20 protein-coding genes are annotated in these 22,544 nt (G+C 51.5%); 12 read left to right on the top strand and 8 right to left on the bottom strand.

Features of this window, described 5'->3' with window-relative positions:
* Positions 1-127: 127 nt before the first annotated feature.
* Together KHA84_RS10570 and KHA84_RS10565 are read left to right on the top strand one after the other, a co-directional pair.
* The gene (locus tag KHA84_RS10570) at positions 128-997 is read left to right on the top strand and encodes an endonuclease/exonuclease/phosphatase family protein (RefSeq protein ID WP_213423482.1); all 870 of its coding nucleotides are present in this window, start codon (positions 128-130) and stop codon (positions 995-997) included.
* Between the two features lie 116 nt (positions 998-1,113).
* Positions 1,114-1,695, top strand: a complete 582-nt coding sequence (locus KHA84_RS10565; protein WP_213423481.1) for a histidine phosphatase family protein — start codon at positions 1,114-1,116, stop codon at positions 1,693-1,695.
* Between the two features lie 38 nt (positions 1,696-1,733).
* On the opposite strand, the gene KHA84_RS10560 is transcribed toward KHA84_RS10565, so the two are convergent.
* Positions 1,734-2,234 carry a metallophosphoesterase family protein gene (locus KHA84_RS10560; protein ID WP_213423480.1) on the bottom strand — a complete coding sequence of 167 codons (501 nt, stop codon included), beginning with the start codon at positions 2,232-2,234 and terminating at the stop codon, positions 1,734-1,736.
* Complete coding sequence (locus KHA84_RS10555; protein WP_213423479.1) at positions 2,231-4,288, bottom strand: thioredoxin domain-containing protein; 2,058 nt, start codon at positions 4,286-4,288, stop codon at positions 2,231-2,233. Before KHA84_RS10555 ends, KHA84_RS10560 begins: the two co-directional genes overlap by 4 nt.
* 170 nt (positions 4,289-4,458) lie before the next feature.
* Here KHA84_RS10555 and KHA84_RS10550 point away from each other — a divergent pair, with 170 nt between their 5' ends.
* Positions 4,459-7,044, top strand: coding sequence for a cation-translocating P-type ATPase (locus KHA84_RS10550; RefSeq protein WP_213423478.1), 2,586 nt, complete (start codon positions 4,459-4,461; stop codon positions 7,042-7,044).
* A 133-nt stretch (positions 7,045-7,177) separates the two neighbouring features.
* Positions 7,178-7,927 (top strand): MerR family transcriptional regulator, encoded by a 750-nt coding sequence (locus KHA84_RS10545; RefSeq protein WP_213423477.1) that lies wholly within the window; start codon positions 7,178-7,180, stop codon positions 7,925-7,927.
* Positions 7,928-7,994: 67 nt separating this feature from the next.
* Here the strand turns inward: KHA84_RS10545 and KHA84_RS10540 are convergent, their stop codons facing one another.
* Complete coding sequence (locus KHA84_RS10540; protein ID WP_213423476.1) at positions 7,995-9,278, bottom strand: NCS2 family permease; 1,284 nt, start codon at positions 9,276-9,278, stop codon at positions 7,995-7,997.
* A gap of 143 nt (positions 9,279-9,421) precedes the next feature.
* A complete protein-coding gene (gene pepF / locus KHA84_RS10535) occupies positions 9,422-11,236 on the bottom strand; it encodes an oligoendopeptidase F (RefSeq protein WP_213423475.1) in 1,815 nt (604 codons plus the stop codon).
* A 158-nt stretch (positions 11,237-11,394) separates the two neighbouring features.
* On the opposite strand from pepF, the gene KHA84_RS10530 reads away from it, so the two are divergent.
* The 6 genes from KHA84_RS10530 (at position 11,395) to KHA84_RS10505 (ending at position 16,600) form a co-directional block, all read left to right on the top strand.
* A complete protein-coding gene (locus tag KHA84_RS10530) occupies positions 11,395-12,642 on the top strand; it encodes a cytochrome P450 (protein ID WP_213423474.1) in 1,248 nt (415 codons plus the stop codon).
* 269 nt (positions 12,643-12,911) lie between these two features.
* Positions 12,912-13,055, top strand: coding sequence for a hypothetical protein (locus KHA84_RS10525; protein ID WP_177168315.1), 144 nt, complete (start codon positions 12,912-12,914; stop codon positions 13,053-13,055).
* Positions 13,056-13,152: 97 nt separating this feature from the next.
* Complete coding sequence (locus KHA84_RS10520) at positions 13,153-13,851, top strand: hypothetical protein (protein WP_213423473.1); 699 nt, start codon at positions 13,153-13,155, stop codon at positions 13,849-13,851.
* A 44-nt stretch (positions 13,852-13,895) separates the two neighbouring features.
* Positions 13,896-14,342 carry a hypothetical protein gene (locus KHA84_RS10515; RefSeq protein ID WP_213423472.1) on the top strand — a complete coding sequence of 149 codons (447 nt, stop codon included), beginning with the start codon at positions 13,896-13,898 and terminating at the stop codon, positions 14,340-14,342.
* Between the two features lie 369 nt (positions 14,343-14,711).
* Positions 14,712-15,203 carry a PaaI family thioesterase gene (locus tag KHA84_RS10510; protein WP_213423471.1) on the top strand — a complete coding sequence of 164 codons (492 nt, stop codon included), beginning with the start codon at positions 14,712-14,714 and terminating at the stop codon, positions 15,201-15,203.
* A 794-nt stretch (positions 15,204-15,997) separates the two neighbouring features.
* Positions 15,998-16,600: an alpha/beta hydrolase gene (locus tag KHA84_RS10505; RefSeq protein WP_213423470.1), complete on the top strand. Its 603-nt coding sequence runs from the start codon at positions 15,998-16,000 to the stop codon at positions 16,598-16,600.
* A gap of 35 nt (positions 16,601-16,635) precedes the next feature.
* Here the strand turns inward: KHA84_RS10505 and KHA84_RS10500 are convergent, their stop codons facing one another.
* Positions 16,636-17,259: a DUF3298 and DUF4163 domain-containing protein gene (locus KHA84_RS10500; protein WP_213423469.1), complete on the bottom strand. Its 624-nt coding sequence runs from the start codon at positions 17,257-17,259 to the stop codon at positions 16,636-16,638.
* 130 nt (positions 17,260-17,389) lie between these two features.
* Here KHA84_RS10500 and KHA84_RS10495 point away from each other — a divergent pair, with 130 nt between their 5' ends.
* Positions 17,390-19,066, top strand: coding sequence for a formate--tetrahydrofolate ligase (locus KHA84_RS10495; protein WP_213423468.1), 1,677 nt, complete (start codon positions 17,390-17,392; stop codon positions 19,064-19,066).
* Positions 19,067-19,110: 44 nt separating this feature from the next.
* On the opposite strand, the gene KHA84_RS15625 is transcribed toward KHA84_RS10495, so the two are convergent.
* From KHA84_RS15625 to KHA84_RS10485, 3 genes are read right to left on the bottom strand one after another with little or no spacing between them, the layout of a single operon-like run.
* Positions 19,111-19,419, bottom strand: coding sequence for a hypothetical protein (locus KHA84_RS15625; RefSeq protein ID WP_419465598.1), 309 nt, complete (start codon positions 19,417-19,419; stop codon positions 19,111-19,113).
* On the bottom strand, positions 19,379-19,603 hold the full coding sequence (locus tag KHA84_RS15620) for a hypothetical protein (protein ID WP_419465597.1): 225 nt from the start codon (positions 19,601-19,603) through the stop codon (positions 19,379-19,381). The genes KHA84_RS15625 and KHA84_RS15620 overlap by 41 nt, the downstream gene beginning before the upstream one ends.
* 13 nt (positions 19,604-19,616) lie before the next feature.
* A complete protein-coding gene (locus tag KHA84_RS10485) occupies positions 19,617-21,881 on the bottom strand; it encodes an ATP-binding cassette domain-containing protein (RefSeq protein WP_213423467.1) in 2,265 nt (754 codons plus the stop codon).
* A gap of 174 nt (positions 21,882-22,055) precedes the next feature.
* Here KHA84_RS10485 and KHA84_RS10480 point away from each other — a divergent pair, with 174 nt between their 5' ends.
* A complete protein-coding gene (locus tag KHA84_RS10480) occupies positions 22,056-22,535 on the top strand; it encodes a uracil-DNA glycosylase (protein ID WP_336511140.1) in 480 nt (159 codons plus the stop codon).
* The last annotated feature ends 9 nt before the right edge of the window (positions 22,536-22,544 follow it).

Raw genomic sequence — 22,544 nt, 5'->3', positions numbered from 1 at the left:
ATCAAGCCGGCAAGTTTTACAATGTTTAACACAGCTCTTACACTCTCATAACGTTGTGTGGCTAAAGTAGGTAGGGAAACAGTCAGTAATTTCCCGGTCAGAGAAACCACGCAAAAGGAGAGATTTCATGACAGGAAAACCGGCAATGTCCATGGCAGAGCGAAAGGCAATTGAGGAAGCGTGTGCTGTGAGGACGGTGAGAATCATGTCCTACAATATTGCCCATGGCCAAGGCATGGACGGCAAGGTGGACCTTGAACGAATTGCCGATGTGATCCGCTCAAGTGGGGCGGACATCGTTGCCCTTCAGGAAGTGGATAGCCATTATTCCGGCAGGAGCGGATACGAAGACCAGGCCGCCCGCCTTGCCGCCATGCTGGACATGTCGTACAGTTACGGACCAAATCTGGTCGAGCCGCCGCTTGCTCCCGGGCAGCCGGCCAGGAAATTCGGCAATGCGGTACTAAGCCGGTTTCCGATCAAATATGCAGTGAACCACCCTTACCGGCATGTTGAGAAACCCCCGGACAATGCGGAGCCAAGAGGGATGTTGGAAACCGTCGTAGACCTTGGGGGAACTAATTTCAGTTTGTTCAACACGCATCTTTCCCTGCATGAGGAAGGCATCCGCTCAAATATCGGGGAGCTTTTGGAAATTGCAGAAAACACGTTTTTCCCGGCGGTGATTGCCGGAGATTTCAATGCCGTCCCGAACCATCCGCAGATTGCGAAAGTTCGGTCGCGATTTGTGGATGCGTTCGCTGGAGCCGCCCCTGGAGAATCATTCACATTCCCGAGCAGTTATAGAGATCCATCCGGCATCGGAATCACGGAGCCTGCGGTCAGGATCGATTATCTCTTTTCCAAGGGAGCGGAGGATATCCGCAATGCGCGTGTAATCGACACAAATGCATCTGATCACATGCCGATTGTGGCGGACTTCGTCATTCCCGCAGCAGTTGCACAGGTCATGCAGGGTTCCAAAGTATTGAGCTGAGCACACATCGTCAAAGGCCGCATCATGCGGTCTTTTTATTTGTTTGGGAAGGATTCTGCATCTTCCGGTCGAAAGATAACAGAGAACGGCCCGTGAGCGGGCGGGGGAGGGATTGTATGAAGCGAATCGGATTTGTCCGCCACGGTGTGACTGCGTGGAACAAAGAACGAAAATGGCAAGGGCATTCTGATATCCCGCTTGATCCGGAAGGTATTGTCGAAGCAGAAAAAGCGGCGGTCCGTCTCGCGGATGAAGATTGGGAGATCATCTATGCCAGTCCGCTGAAGCGCGCGCTAAGGACTGCGGAAATTATCAGGGAAGCCAATCCTGGCATCCGGCTTGTCACCGATGACCGCCTGATGGAAGTGTACGGCGGCCAGCTGGAAGGGACAACGGAACAGGATCGCGTCGAGAAATGGGGCGCCGAATGGCGGTCTCTGCTGCCTTCGCTCGGAATGGAGCCCGATGAAGACATGGTGGGACGCGGAGTGGCGCTACTTGAGGAAATCAGGAAGCGGCCCGAAAACAATGTGCTCCTTGTTTCGCATGGAGGGTTTATCAGGCGGCTGCTTCAGGCGCTCGTTCCCGATCAGGAACTGTCGCACCGAATCCTGAATACATCAGTGACGGTCGTGGAAATGCATGAAGACCGGAATGTGTGCACGCTTTATAATTGCACGAAGCATCTGAATGCCTAATACACGATAAGCCCGGAAGACGTTGAGTCTTCCGGGCTTTACATTTTGCTGCTGTAAAAAACATGACGAAGGGAAAAATCGCTTTCCGTTGTCTCAAGGACGCCGAATGAGTATTCCGGTTGCCTCCGCTTGTCTGTCGGAGAGCCGGGATTGAACAGGACGATTTCACCGTGCTTTTCGTGATAGGGGATATGGGAATGGCCGAACAAAATAATATCCGGCTGTTCGTCCCTGAATGTCTCCAATGCACGCAGGGGTGTCGTCTTGCCCTTTCCGTCACCGTGGACGAGGGAAACAGCAGTACCGTCAAAATTAAACCGGTTCTCATTTCCGAACTGTTCCCTGATGTCTTTGGAATCCGCATTTCCGTAGACACCGTCCACCGGAGCAAAGCTTTTTAGCTCGTTGTAAACCTCCATTGTCTGCCAATCTCCGGTATGGATGATCCTGTCCGCGGTCTCAAGCTCTGCGATGAGCTTGGGCGGCAAGGCTTTGGCCATGCGAGGCATATGGGTGTCGCCCAAGATGACAATCTTCATGGAGCTGCGTTCAAACCCATTGCAACCTTGATTTCTCCAATGCCATGGACGGGAGCATGGCACATGTTGTTTTCGCAGACAAAGGCGGTCAGCGGGTGGCTGTTGTCAGTTTTGCCTGAGGTCAGGCCGGCAAGGGGGCTGCTGTCATCCGAGGGTTCTGTCCAGACATCAAACGGCAGGAAAGTTTCCCGGAGCAGATCGAGCAGTTCCGAGCGGTCATCCGGCCGGCTTCCGGTCACGACGACTTCACGGCCGCCGGCTTCGAACGCCATTCTACCCATCAGGAGGCTGAGCGTGCCGTTCGGATATTGTTCTGCTTCTCCCGAGAATTCCGCCATAATTTCTTCAGCCCGCCGGATCCAACGCTCATCCGCCGTCAGCTTGCCGAGCCTCCACAACTGCATGGCGGCAATGCCGTTGCCCGACGGCAGGGCACCGTCCAGAACATCTTTGCTCCTTGTAAGAAGCGTTTCTCCTTCCCGGTCGGTGAAGAAGAAGGCGCCCGGCCCGTCTGCAAAACGCTCTTCAAGGATGCCGGCAAGACGCACGGCTTCTGAGGCGTATCGTTCTTGTCCGGTTGCCTGGTGAAGCTCGAGCTGGCCCCACATCAGGTAGGCATAATCATCCAAGTAAGCATGGAACCGGGCTTCCCCTTCTCGCCACTTGGCGAACAGGTGGTCACCGGCGTCCAAGTTCCGGGTAATGAAATCGGCTGCCCTCTTTGCGGTCTCGATCATGCCGGAATCAGAAAATGCAGCACCTGCTTTGGCAAGGGCCGCGATCATCAGGCCGTTCCAGGAAGTGAGGACTTTGTCATCCAGATGCGGATAGACCCTTTTCTCCCGATATGCCAGCATTTTCGGCAGGGATTCGTCCAGGATGTCTTCCACTTCCTCTTCGGGGATGCCGAATTCCTCGGTGATGGCATCCATATCTAGGCCGACCATGTTCGGTATGCTTTTGCCCTCAAAATTACCGCCCGGCGTGATGTCATATACCGCGCAGACGATTTCGGCTTCTTTTTCATCCAATACGGCATAAACTTCCTCTTCCGTCCACAGATAATAGGTGCCTTCCGCACCCTCGCTGTCAGCATCCAGCGCAGAGTAGAAACCGCCCTCCGGATGGGTCATCTCGCGCCTGATGAATTGGAACAAGTCCTTTACAATACCGGCATAGCGGTCGTCGCCGGAAACCTGGTAAGCTTCCGTATACGCCATCATGAGCATGGCCTGATCGTACAGCATTTTTTCAAAGTGGGGAACGAGCCAGTATTCATCGACGGAATAGCGGGCGAACCCCGACCCGATCTGATCATAGATTCCGCCGGACGCCATCGCATCCAGCGTCCGGTCCGCCATCTCGAGTGCGAGCGGCTCACCATGCCATTCGTGATAGCGGAACAGATAGAGAAGCTGATGGGGTGAAGGGAATTTCGGTGCGCCGCCGAATCCTCCGTATACGCCGTCATAGAGTCGTGCCAACTGGCCGAACGCCTGATGGAGGGTGGAGGCGGGGATTTCCCCGTTGCCGGGTTCGGCCCTGACTTCAAGGGCTTCCTTCATCCGGTCTCCGATCTCTTTTACTCGGTCCGGATCATTTGTGTACACGTCGTGCAGCTGCGGCAGTACGTCCATCATTCCCGGACGGCCGTACTTGCCCGTTTTCGGGAAGTAGGTGCCGATATAGAAAGGCTTCTGGTCAGGGGTCAGAAAGGCGTTCAGCGGCCATCCGCCCTGGCCGGTCAGCTTCATGCAGGCATCCATATAGATGGCGTCGATATCCGGACGCTCCTCACGATCCACCTTGACGGGAATGAAATATTGGTTGATCAGTTCCGCCACTTCTTCGTCCTCGAACGATTCATGGGCCATCACATGGCACCAATGGCAGGTGGAATAACCGATCGAGACGAAGACCGGCTTGTTTTCTTCCTCCGCTCTCCGGAAAGCTTCTTCTCCCCATGGATACCAGTCCACGGGATTATGGGCGTGCTGAAGAAGATAGGGAGATTTTTCATGGATTAATCGGTTCGTTTGATTGGAATCGCTCATTTTCCCACTCCTTCCTGGTTCAAGTATAGCCTGTTATGCGCCAGGCAAAAACAAAAGTCCGGAAAGTGGACCTGAATCGCATGGAACCGGTTCGTCCCGCATACCTTCATCATGTAGAAGATCTTGTCCGCTGCATCAAATACAGCCAAATACGATGGAGGGATCACCGCATGAGTGTCGTGCTAGAACCGGTCAGGCCAAAAATGGACGAGCCTGAAGCGATCGGACCCGGACTATCAGATGAAGAAGTCAGGCTAAAGCAGGAAGAAGACGGATTTAATGAATTACAGGAAGAGAAGCGCAAAAGTGCCGGTGCAGTATTTGTCGATCAATTCAAGGATTTCCTGGTCATAATCCTGAATATTGCCGCAGTCATCTCCGCATTTCTGGGGGAAGTGGAAAGCTCCATTGTCATTTTGTCCGTGGTCCTGCTGAATGCAGCGCTCGGCACGATCCAGCACGTCAAAGCGGAAAAATCATTGAACAGCCTGAAGGCTCTGGCGGCCCCCTCTGCGAATGTGATGAGAAATGGAAAAGTCGTTCAGATTCCATCCCGTGAAGTGGTGACGGGAGATATTCTGATCATCAACGCCGGAGACTATATTTGTGCGGACGCCCGTATCTTGGAGAGCCACAGTCTCCTGATCAATGAAAGTTCGCTGACCGGAGAGTCCGTTCCCGTAGAAAAAAGTGCAGATTTCGTTCCGGCAGATCATGTTGCACTGGGCGACAGAAAAGACATGGCGTTTTCAGGGAGCTTTGTCACGAACGGCAGGGGAAAAGCTGTGGTGACGGCAATCGGCATGGATACCGAGATCGGCAAGATCGCGGATCTGCTCGAGCATGCCAAGGAAAAAAGCACCCCGCTCCAGGAAAGACTGGACCAATTCGGGAAGGCTCTGGCCATCGGAATCACAGTGATCTGCCTGATCGTTTTCGGACTGGATGTGATCCGCGGACGGGAACTGACAGAGAGTTTCATGTTTGCCGTTTCCCTGGCCGTTGCGGCCATCCCCGAAGCACTGAGTTCGATTGTGACAATCGTCCTTGCCTTCGGGACACAGAAGATGGCCAAGGAAAATGCCATTATCCGCAAATTGCATGCGGTTGAAAGCCTGGGCAACATTTCGGTCATCTGTTCAGATAAAACGGGGACGCTCACCCAGAATAAAATGACGGTTCAGCAGTTTTACACGGATGGGAAGATGTTTTGCCATGATCAGCTGCAGCCTGGCAATAAACAGCACGAAAAGCTGCTGCGTATGGCCATACTCTGCAATGATGCTGTGACCGCAGGCGGACAGGAGATCGGGGATCCGACAGAAATCGCTCTAGTCAACATCGGAAAGCAATATGGATTTGATGAGTTGGCGGAGCGGGAGCAGAATCAGCGTATCGGAGAGATGCCCTTTGATTCCCGCAGGAAGTTCATGTCGACGGTCCATCGCATCGGCCATAAGCAGGTGATGATCACCAAAGGCGCAACAGATGTGCTGATTCCGAGGCTCAGCCGCATCGAGACGGCCGGGGGTGTCCAGGAAATCTCATTGCATCAGATCGAAGCAATCAGACAGGCCAGCCACTCGTTTGCAGATGGGGGACTGCGTGTCCTGGCTCTCGCCTATAAGGAAGTACTACCGCAGAAAACAGATGCCGTAAGAGAAGACGGGTTAACTTTTTTGGGCCTCATCGCCATGATGGACCCGCCGAGGGAAGAAACAGAACAGGCGGTGGCCGAGTGCATCCGTGCCGGCATCAAGCCGGTCATGATCACGGGCGACCACAAAATCACCGCCATCGCGATTGCCGGACAAATCGGGATCCTGAATGATCACTCCGAAGCGATAGAAGGAAAAGACATCGAAATCCTATCAGATGATGAATTAAAGGAACGGATTGAACAGTTTTCCGTTTTTGCACGCGTATCTCCCGAACACAAAATCAGGATTGTCAGAGCCTGGCAGGAAAAAGGGACTGTGGTCGCCATGACCGGGGACGGCGTGAACGATGCACCCGCCCTGAAGCAGGCGGACATCGGTGTGGCGATGGGAATGACCGGAACAGAAGTGGCGAAGGATGCATCCTCCATGGTTCTGACCGATGATGATTTTTCAACCATCGTGAAAGCCGTATCCAATGGCCGGAGCATGTACAACAATATCAAAAACGCCATCCAGTTTTTATTGTCCGGTAATGCGGGGGCCATTTTCGTCGTCATCTATGCTTCCCTTCTCGCACTCCCGGTTCCTTTCCTTCCTGCACATCTGCTGTTTATCAACCTGCTTACGGACAGCCTGCCGGCCATTGCCATCGGACTGGAGCCGCACAGCAAAAAAGTGATGAAAGAAAAACCGAGGGACAAGGACGAGGGCCTGTTCGGCAAGCGGGACGTCATGCAAATCACCCTGGAGGGCCTTCTGATTGCCGCTGTCACCATTATCGCTTTCAGGTATGGATTGTCTGCCGGGGGCCCCGCAGATGCCACCACAATGGCATTCGCCACGCTATGCCTTGCCCGGTTGCTGCATGGGTTCAACTGCCGCTCAGAAGACTCCATTTTCAGGATTGGTATTTTTTCCAACATCGCCTGCTGGGCTGCATTTCTGATCGGCGTGATCCTCCTGAATCTCGTTTTGACGTTTGGCCTGTTTGAAGCGGCTGCGCTTGGCAAGGAACAGCTATATATGGTCTACGGCCTGGCATTGATTCCTTTCGTCATTATCCAGACGGGTAAACTGGTTTTCAGGAAATCATAAAGAGGCTGTATGGGCATTGTTCCGAATTCGACCTGCTAGGGGAGAATTCGGATTTTTAATTTTGGTTGAAGCGTTGACTCTGACGTAACGTCAGACTTTATACTGGATTCAGGAGATAAAGGAGGAGGTTGAGATGCTCCGAAAAGTAAGTGAAGTGGCAGAACTGACCGGTATCAGCATCCGGACACTTCACCACTACGACCGGATCGGACTTTTGTCACCGGAACATGTGACCGGGGCGGGGTACCGGCAGTATTCTGAGCGGGATCTGGAAACGCTCCAGCAGATCCTGTTCTTCAGGGAACTGGGCTTTCCGCTGAAGCGTATCGGTGAAATTTTGAAAAGCCCTGACTTTGAAAGGGAAGAGGCCCTTGTTCTGCAACGTGAAGCGCTGCTGGAAAAACGGGTGAGGCTGGACAGGATGATCCAGACTCTGGAGAAAACCATACAAGATGCGAAAGGAGAAATTGAAATGACGGATCAGGAGAAATTCGACGGGTTCGACTTCACGAAGAACCCCTACGAGGAAGAAGCCAGGAAGCGATGGGGGGATGAAGCGGTCGACCGTTCCAATCAGACACTGGCCAACATGGGGCCGGAAGGACAGAAGCAGATCGGCGCACAGATGGAGGCACTGTTCAGGAAGCTAGCGGCGATGAGACTCCAGGATCCGGCCTCTGATGAAGTCCAGCAGGCAATCGGCGAATGGCATGCGTTCCTGAACAGCATGGGCCACACTTATTCGCCCGAAGCCTTCAAGGGACTGGGACAGCTGTATATCGAGGATGAGCGGTTCACCAAAAACATGGACAAATTCGGAGACGGATTCGCCCGGTTCATGGCGGAAGCGATGGAGATCCGGGCAGACCGGATGCAGAGCTGAATCACCTCCATTATAAAAGGCTTTCCGGAACTGCTGTTCCGGAAAGCCTTTTTTCTATGGCGGTATCTCAGACGAGATAAACCGCAAAATTCAGGATGAAGAGGACCGCAATCACGTAGAGCGGCTTGGCGACTTCCCGAGCCCGTCCGCTTGCCAGTTTCAATAGCGGATAGAGGATGAACCCTACGGCAACCCCATCCGCAATGCTCTGGGTAAACGGAATCATGGCGATCAGGAAGATCGCAGGAAACGCCTCAGTCAGATCGGATGTATCCAGGTCAGTGATATTCTGAACCATCAATCCTCCGATGATCAATAAAATCGGGGCAATTGAATTATCCGGAATAAACTGGATGACCGGAATGAAGAAAACCGACAACAGGAACAGAATTCCTGTCGTGACCGCGCTGAGCCCGGTGCGTCCGCCCGCTGCAATGACAGCTCCCGTTTCCGCAGTTGCGACCGGCGTGCTCGAGCCGAACAGGCCGGACAGCATGGCGGACAGCGAAGTCGCCTGAAGGGCCCGTTCCGCCTTTTGCGGACGGCCCGCGGCTGCGGTATGTGCCTGCACGAGACCGATGTTCTCGAAGACGGTCACCATCGTCAGGGAAAACGTTCCGACGATAAACGCCATGGACAGCACACTGTCAAACGACCATGCAGCAAACACATCGCTGTATGAAGAAAGTGAAATTTCATCGTTACCGGAAGCATCAGGCAAAATGCCGAACAGTGCCGCGATGACGGTTCCCGCAATCATCGCCCAGAGAAAGTGTCCGGTGATGTTGCGCACAAACAGGACGAGTGTGATGATGAGCGTCAGGACCGTGGCGATCAGTTTCGGATCAGAGAGATCGCCCAGCGCAATCATGGAACTTGTGCCGCGGTCGATGACGCCGCCTTTCTCCAGGCCGATAAAAATCAGGAACAGTCCGATTCCGACCGTGATGGCCACTTTGAGTGATTGCGGAATCACCCGGTTCAGGATGGCCCCCAGTTTCGTGAAGGCGACCGCCACGAACAAGACACCGGAAATGAACACAAGTGTCAGGGCTGTCCGGTAATCCAGTCCCATTGAATGGACAAACGTATAAGTGAACATGACGTTGATGCCCATTCCGGGAACAAGGAGAATCGGCGCGTTGGCCCAAAAGCCCATTAGAAGGCAGCCGACGAACGAAATCAGGATCGTGGCAATCATGGCGCCTTCAAGTGGCATCCCGGACTCGGCAAGGATAAACGAGTTGACCGCTATGATATAGGCAATCGTAAAGAAGCCGACAAACCCGGCCATCACTTCTGTACGGACGGTTGTCCCGTGTCCCTTCAAATCAAAAAAATCTTTTCTCATTGTGAAACCCTGCTATTCAATTATCCCTCTCCCTACCCGCTTCACTCCGTAATGGAGTAAGCCACAATTCTCTATTATACAGCGGATTCTCGGAAAATCAAAGAACCCCCTCCGCGGTTGCGGAAGAGGGAAGGAGAGACCGATCAGGCTTTGCTGCTTGAAGCGACATCTTCGGTCAGTTTCTCAAGCTGGTCAATCAGGCTTCCGATATAGGCGATGGTGTCACGGAGCGGAGCATCCGTCGTGATGTCGACGCCCGCCATTTTTGCGAGTTCAACCGGTGATTTTGTGCCGCCGGCACGCAGGACCTCCAGCCAGTCGTTCACAGCAGGCTCGCCTTCGTCCAGGATCCGCTTGGATACTTGTGTGGAAATCGTCAGGCCCGCACTGTAAGTGTACGGGTATAGGCCCATGTAGTAATGCGGCTGTCGCATCCAAGTGAGTTCGGCGCCTTCTTCGATCGTGATGTCACTGCCCCAAAACTCTTCAAGCACACCGCGCTTCAGTTCATTCAACACGCCTGCATTGACGCTCTGCCCGTCATCGATCCGCTCGTAAACTTTGCGCTGATAGGCGGCTTCGAGAAGGTGGGTGACGAAATTGTGATAATAAGTCCGCGCGACGATGGAGGCGATGACCCAGCGCTTGAACCTCGGGTCATCCGAGTTCTTAAGCAAGTGGTTGGCCATCAGCATTTCATTCATCGTCGATGGAGCCTCGATAAAGTAAAGGGATGGCCGTGCATTGAAGATTCCCTGATGTTTGTGGGCATTATAAAAATGGCCGGCATGGCCGAGCTCGTGCGCCAGGACGAACACATCCTCCATGCTGCCTGACCAGGAAATCAGGATATATGGGTGTACGCCATACGGGCTGGAACAAAATGCGCCCGTCGATTTACCTTTGTTCTGCGCGAAGTCTGTCCACCGTTCGTCATAGGATCGCTTCAGCATTTCCGAATAGTCATCGCCCATCACCGACAGGGCGTCAAAAATATACTTTTTGGACTCGTCGATTGTAATTTTCGGTTCGTACGACGGGTCAAGCGGTACTTTCAGGTCAGCGAAGGTCATCCTGTCGATCCCGTGAACACCCTGAAGCAGTTTGGCATACCTGCGCATATGCGGCGCCAATTCGTTCATGATGAGGTCGATCTGGCGATCATACAGCTCCCGGTCCACTTCCTGGTTGAACAGCAGATAATCGAAGACCGTGTCAAATCCGCGAAGATCGGAAGTTGTCTTCTCCGTTTGGAGGTGGGTGTCATAGGTCTTGGCGGTTGTGTGCTGGTATTCGGCCAGCTTCGAATAGAACGCTTTATAAGCAGCACGGCGTTTTTCCGTGTCCGGATCGCTCTCCCAAGTTCCTTCAAACAGGTTGTAGCTGTTCGGGAACTGCTCTCCGCCTGCTTCGAAATCCGGGAAGTTCATGTCGACAAGCTTTGTGACATTGTAAAGTTCATAAGGCGCATCAAATACGGAAGAAAACGCGGCAAGCACTTTTTCCACTTCCGGATGGAGCTTGTGTGGCTTGAATCGGAGAATATCTCTTAAATAAATGCGGAAGTCCTCAGATTGCTCCATTGCGTTCTTCAGCTCTTCTTCAGGAAGCTGAGAAAGCTCACTTTCAAAAAAACTCATCTCGGAAGAACTTTTTGCCATGAGCGAGCCAAAAGCCGCCCCTCTCATCTGATGGTCGCTGTTTGTCTGATCTTCGCTCTGCAAAAGGCTCACATAAGTACCGGCAGGGACGATCAATTCATAGAGCGAGGCGTAATCCTTGAGTGCTGCAAGAGCGGAAGCAGAATCCGTGACCTTGCCCTTGTATTGTTCGGAAAACTTGCGGACAGCTTTTCGGATCTCATCCAGCCTTGCTTCGTAATCGGATTCCGAAGCAAACAGGTCCTTCAGGTTCCATGTCTCTTCGAGTTTCACTTCTGAACGCGGAATTGCGGACAATGGTGTTTCCCCCTTAGTCTTACGGTAGTCGAATTAATTGTATAACATTCATAACTTTATTGAAAGCAGATTCTGAGCTTTCTGACTTAATGGATGACGTTATCCCTTTGGTTATTTAGGGAATAGAAAAAGAACTAAGTGACAGAAGAGGTGTACTGATGACCAAACAGATTCCAGAAATCAAGATGATCGACAGTACGGTAAACGTGGTCACCGAAGGCTACAACTTTGTCGGCAAGCGGATGTCCCAAATGGATACCGACGTGTTCGAGGCGAGGATCCTGGGCAAGAAAATGATCGTCATGACCGGACGGGACGCAGCGGAATTGTTTTATGATGAATCCAAGATCAAGCGGGAAGGCGCGATGCCGAAACGCATCCAGAAAACGCTGTTCGGCGTTAATGGAATCCATACGAAGGATGGACAAAAGCACAAGATCCGGAAAGCGATGTTCATGTCGATGATGACCGACGAGAGGCTGGCACAGCTCCGGACGATCCTTCAGGAAGAGTGGAAGCGCAAGGGCCTGGAAATGGAGCAGAAAAAGCGGGCCGTCCTGTTTGATGAGTCAGAGGAACTGATCTTGAGGGCCATGTGCCGATGGACAGGCGTCCCGCTGACGGATGCGGAATCCTGGCGGCGGGCCTATGAGGTCGGTGTGATGATTGATGCTGCGGGCGGCGTCGGTAAACGATACCGGGAAGGAGAAAAAGTTCGGACGGAGACGGAAGGTTGGATCCAGGAAGTGATCGAAGCGGTCCGGGACGGCAGGATGAACGCTGAGGAAGGCACTCCGGTTCATACCGTCGCTTTCCATGAGGAAGAAGGGGAACTGCTGGATGCCCATATGGCTGCCATCGAACTCCTCAATGTCATCCGGCCTGCCGTCGCAGTCGCCCGATTTGTCGCGTTTGCCGCACTGGCCCTGCATGATTTCCCGGAATGGAAGGACAAGCTGGCCACCACCAAAGAGCTGAACAACTTTGCCAACGAAGTCCGGCGTTTTTATCCGTTCACGCCATTCCTTCCGGCAGTTGTCAAAGAAGACTTTGAATGGAAAGGCTATCAGTTTAAAGAAGGCCGTCATGTGATCCTGGATGTGCATGGCATCAACAGGGATCCGCGCATCTGGGAAGAGCCGGAGACATTCAACCCCGACCGGTTCAATGACTTTGTCGATGACCGGTTCAACTTTATCCCGCAGGGCGGCGGTGATCCGGATACCGGCCACCGGTGCCCCGGTGAACCGATTACCGTCATGATTATCGAAGAAAGTGTGCGGTACCTGACAGAAAACCTGTCCTACTACGTTCCGGAGCAGGACCTCACCATCAACATGGTCCGCATGCCGACCTTGCCGAAAGACCGCTTCATCATGGACAATATCAGCGTGAAGGAAAATTAAATCAAAGTAGTGGTCCAGCGGATATGTACGGAATTAGAAGAAATTTTTCTGGTCCATTTTGTTATATAAAACGGTTAGTACCTCGGAAACCCCATACATCACGGGTAATCCGAGGTCTTTTTGTAAAAACTGCCCAATTCACAAGGCGAGTGCTCTGGAAAAAGCAAGGGCTTTCGGTTTTCGAGCTATTTTATAGCATGTCCATAAATCCTTAAAACCATCTGGTGTCTGTTGCCGAGACGATCAGCGATATTAGGAACAGGCATTGGATGAGTCTCGGTAAAGGATGGGTTTCAATAAAAAGTAATAAGTATGTCGAAATCACAAAAAAGTTACGACAAACCGCCGTACCGACAGCAGAAGAAAATAAAACATCTCGTTTTGTTTATGGCGAACAAGTCGGCGCAACATGAAAAAAGAATTAGATAATTATGCTCACGACAATACTGAATAATAATGAGGATTAACACAATACGCTTGGCACTAAAAAAGAGAAAAGGGGTAAGGTACATGAAGAAAGTTGCTGTTTGTTTGCTAGTGATTTCATCGCTATTTATGTTTATGAAGATTGATAGAGTAAGTGCAGATCAGCTGAAAACTGAAAGTGTAACCGTTAAGAAAACAAATGTTGTTTTCCAAGATTTTATTGAAAATGCTCCAATTGATGATATTGATGTTATTCAAACATCAGGCGATGTTATTTCAAAAGGAATAAGTATGGAAATCAAGAAGAATTTAGAACATCAAAATTATGAAGCAGTTCTTAGAGGGCTAGAGGAACACGGATTATCTTTGCGATATATTGAAGACAATACTAATCCTATGTTAATCCAACCATACTCAATAGGTTCGACAGTAAACCGCACAGTTCATGTTTATCACTTGGAATATGACAATACAAAAAAGTTTAGAAAAGAATGGTCAACTGCTTTAAAGATTAGTTATAGAGAGAATTCAAATGGTACTTTTACAGCATTAGGTAATCCAACAGTAAATGTAAGCGCTAACTTTGGAGCAGCATTTACTGAAGAGGTCAGCAATATTTCAACGGGATATCGATACACTAGTGGTAACAGAGGAATTGATTTCTATGCTTCTTACAGAATGCGAGGAAGGGTAGTGATTCCAATTGAAATTGGAGGCGTCGAAATCCCCTTAGGGAAATGTTATGATTGGGGATATGTAAATCCAACATATAAATTAAGATAACGTTCACAAGAGAATCATTGCTAATAGAGGGGAGAGTCCGCTTAATGAATAATAACAGATTAATAGGCCTGTTTGTGAGCTTTCTCGTTATTTTAAATGGTCTCTTTATAGGATTAGAACTCTACAAGGAAGCGATTAGAAATCAGTGGGCCAGTAACCAACTGAAAGCCAACGTTGCTTATATGGAACTTAACACATTAAACAACTGGACTGTTTATATTGAATTCGCATTGTCAATTTATATTATTACTGTTGCAGTTTGGCTTATGATAAAAAATCAGGGATTTCTTAAAAAAATTCTAATTGTAAGTGCATTAACTCAAGTCGTTTTTTTGATCGTCGGATGGTTGTTGGCGTTGTATATCGACACTGCGGTATTTAATCTGACTCAACAACTTTTAGGACCAAGCTTTATAGTAGGGGTCTTAATTGTTTATCAAATCATAAGACATACTTGGTTAAACGCCAGAACTTATCAGAAAGTAAATTGAGTTTTTTAATAACAGGCAAAGAAAAGCAAAATGTTTTTCTTTGCCTGGTTTTTGTTTGTCTATTAGCAACTGTATAGACAGAAGTATTTGGAATTTAATCACTGATGAAACCGAATTTAATGTTAACTAAACTCAATTTCAGTTGATTTAACACACATTAGTGTGTCTTACACCTTTGGACGTTTGGTAATCATACGAGGTACAGCTAAGCAATCTCAGTAAATGCATCTGTGGCCAAAAGCGATGCGTGGCCAACAAAGCTCTTCCTGCGACCCTATTCCTTCCCTGTCTCTTTTAATTTGCTAGCAGGAAATCCGGAAAAGCTGTCGAAGAGGGGAAGAAGATAATGGGGAAATAGGAGGGATTTAGATGGTGCGAGAAGCAAAAGAAATCATCCATGCCATCCAGGATGAGTATCCGGACGATTTCGCCTGGTGCTACGGGTGCGGAAGGCGTAATGCAAAGGGCCATCATTTTCGGACGGGTTGGGAAGGGGACGTAACAGTCACCTACTACGATCCTGCGGGCGATGAGCTGGCTCTTCCGGGATTTGTTTACGGAGGCGTCCTTGCCTCACTCGTTGACTGCCACGGAACTGGCTCCGCGTCCCTTGCACTGCACAGGAAAAACGGATTTGAACCGGGTGACGGGGAGGATCCGCCAAGGTTCGTCACTGCATCTCTTCATGTGGACTTCAAAAAACCGACTCCCCACGGAAAGCTCCTGAAAGCGACGGGGCAAGTGGAGGAAATCCATCCGAAAAAGTTCAAGGTAAACGTTGAAGTTGAAGCGGACGGGGAAGTATGCGCTACCGGCGAAGTGGTGGCTGTCGTCATGCCTGATACATTCTTGCAGAAATAAACCACAACAGGAGAAACCGCCCGATCAATCGATCGGGCGGTTTCCCTGCTAACGGAAAACTTGCTTCAGGTACTGCGCTGACGAAAAAAGTCATCCATCTCGCCATTTGCAGATGATCGGCCAGACTGCCGTTGCCTTTCCGGCTAAGGTGTCACACCAGCGACCACCAGAGTTACAGTCAGGCTGTCAAATGCACTTTCACAAAAAACTTACTGTACGCCACAGTCTTTGCCGGCTGTCCTCCGGGTTTCCATTGGCACCATCTCCTGAGTCACGTGCACAGATTGTCCGGAAACTCATTCCGGTCGTTCGTTGCCGAAAACCTAAGCCAAGTCAGGCGGGTTTTCTTGTGTCCTCCTGGTGTCCATTGTCTACCATCCCCTGAGTCCATTGCATAAGCTGTCCGGATTCACTCCGGTCAATTGCTGCGGCAGATACTTGCCTCGATCTGCCTATTTTTTTGTCCTCCTGGTTTCCATGATCCATCATCCTTTTGATGATTCGTCTTGCGGATTAACGGACAGAACCGAGCGGATCGTGTGGCGTTGACGAGAGAAAGCTTCGTCATATCTAGCAAATTTTCCGACAAGGCTGTGCAGTTCTCCACCTTCTGCAGCAATCAAATCGATGCATCTGGTGGTGTTCGCCTTGTACTGTTAGATTACCCGGCAAGATTTGGAGTAAACATTTCAAGTTGGATTTTTTTAAAGTTTTTTAGAAGACGAGTTACTTTCCTTGCAAGTGAAATCCTGTTAGCATTATCTTTAATTCAAGATAAGGAAGAAGGGATCCGATTGAAACATATTTACCAGGAAGGCAAAGAAGGCAAACCGACGCTTCTTCTTCTGCATGGCACAGGTGGAACAGAACATGATCTCTTGCCGATCGGAAACATGATTGATCCGGATGCCGGCATCCTGAGTGTGCGGGGCGAGGTGCTTGAAAACGGCATGCCGCGATTTTTCAGGCGGCTGGCGGAAGGTGTGTTTGATCTGGAAGACTTGGTCGTGCGGACGAAAGATCTGAACAGTTTTATCGGCCAGGCGGCAGACGACTATGGGTTTGACAGGAAAAACGTGATTGCTGTCGGCTACTCGAACGGTGCAAACATTGCAGCAAGCCTGTTGTTCCATTACGAGGATGCTTTGAAAGGGGCAATTCTTCACCATCCGATGGTTCCGATCCGGGATAAAGAACTTCCCCCCCTGAATGGAACGTCTGTCTTCATCGGCGCGGGCACCAACGACCCGATCTGCCCGATGGAAGAAGCAAAGGATCTGAAGAGCTTGCTGGAAGATGCAGGCGCAGAAGTCCACGTCCACTGGGAGAACTTTGGCCATTCACTGACCCGCACGGAAATCGGGGCGGCCGCCGATTGGTATCACAATAAATACTAAGAAAAAGCTCCTGTCCCCGCCGGGGAAGGAGCTTTTTAAAATGGGAGCAGAGATGATGCCGGCCCGGAATCCGCAATGATGGACTCCAGCGATTTTAGGGGAATCGGAAAATAAGGGAAGCCATATACGTACGGAGTCAGCTCATACAACTGGAAGAACACTGTGAGGGAATGGTCGGCCATATAGAAATCCTGGCCCGGAGAGATTGACTCAAACGGTTCAAGTTCCGGAACTTCCCATTCTTTGATCAACCCGCCGATCATACCTGACAGCACTTCGGTATATCCGCTGTCCGGCTTAAAAAGGTCCCCCAGGCGATAGCGTTTTCCGGTGCGGACATCAAAGGTCAATGCTTTGGCCAGCGTCAGCCCATGAGCCCCGCCTGTGAAGGAATAGACGACGAGAAGAAGGCTGAGCACGTCCCGTTCGTTCGTCTTCACTTCATAATACCCCGTCATCTCGACAAGGTTTTGATTCCCGTAACCGAGTTGCTGCAGGAGCAGTGCGAACTCGGTCACGATCTCCAGGTTGATCGCAGACTGGGCTGCCGGGTTGGCCAGTCCGGTCACCTGCGGATACACCAAGTCGATTTTTGGAGATTCCATACGTACGGGATGGGTCACGATTTGTACGGGCAAGTCAAACGGAATCGGAATCATCCTTCCTGTTTTCTTTATTCCATGCTCCGGAGAAAGTTTAGGTGTCATTCTTTTGTAAGAAGTCTGAAGACGGCGGGTGCTCTCCGGGCAGTATAATACAGATACCAACAGCCCGGAGGGGGAGATCATGATGAAAACGACGACACCGCTGACAGATCTGGAAATTGCGAGCCGCGCAGAAATAAAGCCGATCGGGGAGATTGCGGAAAAAGCAGGAATCCCGGAAGAAGCACTTGAACCATACGGCCGATTCAAAGGGAAAATCGATGTGGACAAGCTGCCGGCATCAGATGCGGACGGAAAGGTCGTACTTGTGACGGCGATCAGCCCTACTCCGGCCGGCGAGGGAAAGTCGACAGTGACCGTCGGCCTTGCCGACGCATTCTCCCTGCTGGGCGAAAAGACGATGGTCGCCCTGCGGGAACCGTCTCTCGGTCCGGTCATGGGGATGAAGGGCGGCGCTGCTGGCGGCGGCTATTCTCAAGTGTTGCCGATGGAGGACATCAACCTTCATTTCACAGGGGATATCCATGCAATCACAACAGCCAATAACGCTCTGTCCGCACTGATTGACAACCACCTTCATCAGGGCAACACACTAGGCATCGATCCGAGGAGGATCACCTGGAAACGTGTTCTGGACATGAACGACAGGGCGCTTCGCCATGTGACTGTCGGTTTAGGCGGCCCGTCAGGCGGCATTCCGAGAGAAGATGGATTTGATATTACCGTAGCTTCTGAAATCATGGCCGTCTTCTGTCTGGCAAAGTCGCTGGATGACCTGAAAGAGCGGCTTGCACGCATCGTGATCGGCTATACGTATGGAAAAGAACCGGTGACGGTCCGTGATCTGGGTGCGGAGGGTGCACTGACTCTTCTGCTCAAAGAGGCATTCAAACCAAACCTGGTGCAGACGATCGGCGGTACGCCTGCGCTGATCCACGGCGGCCCGTTTGCCAACATCGCACACGGCTGCAACTCGCTCGCAGCAACAATGACAGCGAAACGGCTTGCGGATATCGTCGTCACTGAAGCCGGTTTCGGCTCCGATCTGGGTGCTGAAAAGTTCATGGACATTAAGGCACGCCAAGGAGACTTCAAGCCGGATGCAGTAGTCATCGTCGCAACTGTCCGGGCACTGAAAATGCATGGCGGTGTTCCGAAAGCAGACCTTTCCGGCTCAAATGCGGTTGCGGTCACAGAAGGACTCCCGAACCTGGCAAAGCATATCGACACGATCCGCTCGTTTGGCATCGAACCGGTCGTTGCTCTGAACCGATTCATCACCGATACGGAGGATGAAATCGAAACGGTTCTCGACTATTGCCGGGAACATGGTGTCCGGGCAGCGCTGGCCGATGTGTGGGCTAAAGGCGGAGAGGGCGGTACCAATGTCGCCCGTCTTGTTCTGGAGCAGATCGGGGATGGCAACCAGTTTGCCCCGGTGTATGACGAACTCGATGCTTTCGAAGATAAAGTGGCTGCCGTTGTCACAAAAGTTTACGGTGGGGCAGGGGTTAACTTCACAGACCGTGCACAAAAGCAGCTGGCCGACATCAGGAAGCGGGGCTGGGACATCCTGCCGGTCTGCATGGCGAAGACCCAGTACTCGTTCACTGACAATCCTTCTGTACTCGGACGTCCGGAAGGATTCACGATTACCATCCGTGAACTGATCCCGAAACTTGGGGCGGGGTTCATCGTCTGTCTGACCGGCGATATCATGACGATGCCAGGCCTTCCGAAAGAGCCTGCCGCCATGCGCATGGACGTCGACCATGATGGTAATGCGGTCGGCCTGATGTAAACACGCATAAAACGGACCTCCCAAAAAATGAGAGGTCCGTTTTTCTATGCTTGCTGTTTGGAAGTATCGTTAATCCACCGTTTGATGGCGGCTGCTGTTTCTGCTGCTGTTAGTAACGTACTGTCAATCCTCAGATAATGGATGTCCGGGAGGAGCCGCTCTACTTCGCCGGTTTTCGAATTCAGCCGATGTTTCCTATGAGTATCCAGCAACTCATTTTTGGAGAATCCAAGATCACGTTTGGACGGTTTGGCCAGCAGCCGGTCCTCTCCGACATTCCTTTCAAGACGAATGTCCAGAGAAGCCTCCAGCTCAACATAAAAGACACTGCCGCCCGCTTGAAAGAACTGCACGAAACAGGTTCTTCCTTGTTTCATCTGACAGGCGAAACGCTTCTTTTGTGTACCCGAGAAATCGTGCGAACAAATCGATTGTCTGGTGATTATAGAGAAGCTGCGCATCCATATGTTTTTCCGGTTCTCTGCCAACCGTCATTTGACCGACGGCTTGGGGACCGGTGACCAGAATCAGCTCCATATCTGTACCTCCTTCAGGATCGCAGGCTTTCCTCGACATACGCTCTTGTGATCGACCTGTCACTTTTAAGAAGCTGTTCGGGTGTTCCGGTGAAGAGAATGTTGCCGCCCGCACTGCCTCCTCCGGGGCCCAGTTCGATTAGGTAATCTGCCTGCTTCATGACATCCAGACGATGCTCGACCAAAAACAGACTGTTTCCTTCATCGACAAGCTGATGAAACAGGTCCATCAGCTTTAGCGTATCGTCGGGATGGAGCCCTTCGGTGGGCTCGTCCATGATGAAAACGACACCTTTCTCATTCAGATGACTCGCCAGTTTCACCCGCTGCAGCTCACCGCCTGAGAGGGTGGACATCGATTGGTTCAGACGGATATAGCCGAGTCCTACCCGATCAAGCGAGATGAGCTGTTCCTTGAACGGTTCGCTCTCGAAGAAAACGATGGCTTCCTGTACTGACATGCCCATCACATCGGCAATCGACTTTCCGTCCACCCGGTACTGAAGTACTTCGGATGCATACCGGGTGCCATCACACACTTCACAGACTGTTTCGATCGGGTCCATAAAATGCATGCCGGTCACGATGATGCCTTTTCCGCCGCAGGCAGGGCAGGCCCCTTTGGAATTAAAGCTGAACAGGGAGGCTGGCGCACCGGTTTCTTTGGCAAACCGTTTCCGGATGTCATCGGAGATGTCCAGATAGGTTGCCGGTGTCGAGCGGGATGTGGCTCCGATGGCTTTCTGGCTGATGGAGACGATCGGGCCTGTCCAATCCTGCTCGAATAGCTGCATGAATGAACTTTTTCCGGATCCGGCAACGCCGGCAATCACGGTGAGTACCCCTAATGGGAGGTCAACCATGACATCTTTCAGATTGTGCAGCGAAGCCTGTTCAAGGCGGTGCCATCCCGAAGGCTTCCGTGGATGGGTGTTCAGAGGAACAGACTGCCGCAGGGACCGGCCGGTCATCGTGCCGGATGCCAGAAGGTCCGTGTAGCTCCCGGTAAAAACTACCTCACCGCCATGTTCGCCGGCATGCGGTCCCATGTCGATGACGTAATCCGCCAGCCTGATGATTTCGGGATGATGCTCGACAATCAGTACGGTATTCCCATGGTCCCGCAGCTTCAACAGTGATTTGATCAGGCGTCTGATGTCAGAGTGATGAAGTCCGGCACTTGGCTCGTCAAATACGTAAACCATATCGGTCAGGGAGGAGTTGATGTATTTCGCGATTTTTGTCCGCTGTGCTTCACCCCCGGACAAGGTGCTGATGCCTCGGCTGAGTGTCAGATAACCAAGACCGATATCGACCAGCGCGCGAAGCCGAAGTTCCAATTCCTTATTGAGTTCGCTTGCCACCGGATCGGTGATGGAACGGATAAATGGGACGGTCTCCTCAATGGGCATGGCTACGACGTCGGCGATGCTTTTGCCAAGGATTTTACAACTCCGGACTTTTTCATTGACCCGGGTGCCGTCGCATTCCGGGCATTGGTAAGTCGTCACCATTTGATCAAGCAGCTTCTGGTGGCGTTTGCCCTCTTTTTGGGTGATGACGCTCCGGTACATGCGGGGGACGATCCCTTCGAACTTGGCGGATTTGGGCCAGTTATCCGGCGGATTCTTGAGCTTGATCTGCGGGGAGTAAAGGAACAGCTCCAATTCTTCCGGAGAATAGTCGCGGATTTTCTTGTCCAGATCAAACAGCCCGCTGTAGGCGTACCGTTTCCACCGCCACGCGCCAGTGGTAAAGGCGGGGAAGTTGATGACTCCTTCATCATTCAGCGACTTATCGAAGTCGATCAGCCTATGGACATCCAGGTCCGTCACTTCTCCGATACCTTCACACCTCGGACACATGCCGGATGGGTGGTTAAAGGAAAAGGCGTCGGAGTAGCCGATGAACGGCTGGCCGGCACGAGAGTAAAGCAGCCGGAGCTGGGCGTAGATATCCGTGTAAGTCCCGACTGTCGAGCGTGAATTTTGAGCAGGTTTCTTCTGATCGAGGATGATGGTCACTGGCAGGTTCTCGATCCTGCCGACCCGTGGCCTGCCGTACTTCGGAAGGTATTGCTGGACGAAACTTGGAAACGTCTCATTTAGTTCGCGGCGGGATTCAGCGGCGATGGTATCCAGGCAGAGAGAAGATTTTCCGGAACCGGAGACGCCGGTGAAAACGGTGATTTTCTTTTTTGGCAAATCCACTGAAACGTTTTTCAGGTTATTTTCACTTGCATCCACGATTCGGATGAATTCCTGGCTGGCAGCTGGCATGGTGACACTCCTTCAAGGCAATCATTTAAATAATTTGTCCCTTATGGGGTACTGTACACTATCGGGAAGGGGATGAGAAAGATGTCATTTTGTCCAAGGATCTGGCCGGAAGACCCTGTTCCGCCGGGGGAACGAGATTGCAGAGAATGCGGGCTTGATCAGCAGGGGACGAGGATGGTATGGGGAGAAGGGAATCCCGAAGCTCCCATCATAGTGATTCTCGACAACCCGGGGGCACGGGAAGACCGGGAAGGCAATCCGTTCGTATGCGGAACCCGCCAGACTTTGCAACAGGCCATTCATGAAACCGGATTGGACAGCAAGTTGTTTTATGTGACGTATATTTTAAAGAGAAGGCCTATCAGGAAATATGATAAAGAAAAGACGAGAGACATTTGTATGCACCGGCATTTGGATGAACAGCTGCGAAATCACCGGCCGGCACTGATTCTCTGTCTCGGCAATGTTGCCGTGCAATCGTTTTTCGGGGATTCCGACCTGGACGTCAAGGGACTGCGGGGCAGTTGGTATGATGTAAACGGCTATTCCACAACCGTTGCCTATCATCCATTGGCCGTCAGGCGCCGCCCTAATCTCTATCAGCTATTTCTCGAGGACATGGCGCTCGTCAAAAGCAAAATTGATGTGAGCTGATCCGGCCAC

Source organism: Bhargavaea massiliensis, assembly GCF_018390575.1.
Lineage (GTDB): Bacteria > Bacillota > Bacilli > Bacillales_A > Planococcaceae > Bhargavaea > Bhargavaea massiliensis.
The sequence above is the reverse complement of the archived record's forward strand: the minus strand, read 5'-3'. Positions and strand labels throughout refer to the sequence as shown.

Excerpts from the sequence above, each read along its gene's own strand:
- KHA84_RS10530 (WP_213423474.1), top strand. The coding sequence starts at position 11,395 with ATGACCAAACAGATTCCAGAAATCAAGATGATCGACAGTACGGTAAAC.
- KHA84_RS10495 (WP_213423468.1), top strand. The coding sequence starts at position 17,390 with ATGAAAACGACGACACCGCTGACAGATCTGGAAATTGCGAGCCGCGCA.
- KHA84_RS10485 (WP_213423467.1), bottom strand. The coding sequence starts at position 21,881 with ATGCCAGCTGCCAGCCAGGAATTCATCCGAATCGTGGATGCAAGTGAA.
- KHA84_RS10515 (WP_213423472.1), top strand. The coding sequence starts at position 13,896 with ATGAATAATAACAGATTAATAGGCCTGTTTGTGAGCTTTCTCGTTATT.
- KHA84_RS10520 (WP_213423473.1), top strand. The coding sequence starts at position 13,153 with ATGAAGAAAGTTGCTGTTTGTTTGCTAGTGATTTCATCGCTATTTATG.
- KHA84_RS10560 (WP_213423480.1), bottom strand. The coding sequence starts at position 2,234 with ATGAAGATTGTCATCTTGGGCGACACCCATATGCCTCGCATGGCCAAA.
- KHA84_RS15620 (WP_419465597.1), bottom strand. The coding sequence starts at position 19,603 with ATGGAGCTGATTCTGGTCACCGGTCCCCAAGCCGTCGGTCAAATGACG.
- KHA84_RS10570 (WP_213423482.1), top strand. The coding sequence starts at position 128 with ATGACAGGAAAACCGGCAATGTCCATGGCAGAGCGAAAGGCAATTGAG.
- KHA84_RS10565 (WP_213423481.1), top strand. The coding sequence starts at position 1,114 with ATGAAGCGAATCGGATTTGTCCGCCACGGTGTGACTGCGTGGAACAAA.
- KHA84_RS10540 (WP_213423476.1), bottom strand. The coding sequence starts at position 9,278 with ATGAGAAAAGATTTTTTTGATTTGAAGGGACACGGGACAACCGTCCGT.
- KHA84_RS10500 (WP_213423469.1), bottom strand. The coding sequence starts at position 17,259 with ATGATTCCGATTCCGTTTGACTTGCCCGTACAAATCGTGACCCATCCC.
- KHA84_RS10545 (WP_213423477.1), top strand. The coding sequence starts at position 7,178 with ATGCTCCGAAAAGTAAGTGAAGTGGCAGAACTGACCGGTATCAGCATC.
- KHA84_RS10525 (WP_177168315.1), top strand. The coding sequence starts at position 12,912 with ATGAGTCTCGGTAAAGGATGGGTTTCAATAAAAAGTAATAAGTATGTC.
- KHA84_RS10555 (WP_213423479.1), bottom strand. The coding sequence starts at position 4,288 with ATGAGCGATTCCAATCAAACGAACCGATTAATCCATGAAAAATCTCCC.
- KHA84_RS10550 (WP_213423478.1), top strand. The coding sequence starts at position 4,459 with ATGAGTGTCGTGCTAGAACCGGTCAGGCCAAAAATGGACGAGCCTGAA.
- KHA84_RS10480 (WP_336511140.1), top strand. The coding sequence starts at position 22,056 with ATGGTATGGGGAGAAGGGAATCCCGAAGCTCCCATCATAGTGATTCTC.
- KHA84_RS10510 (WP_213423471.1), top strand. The coding sequence starts at position 14,712 with ATGGTGCGAGAAGCAAAAGAAATCATCCATGCCATCCAGGATGAGTAT.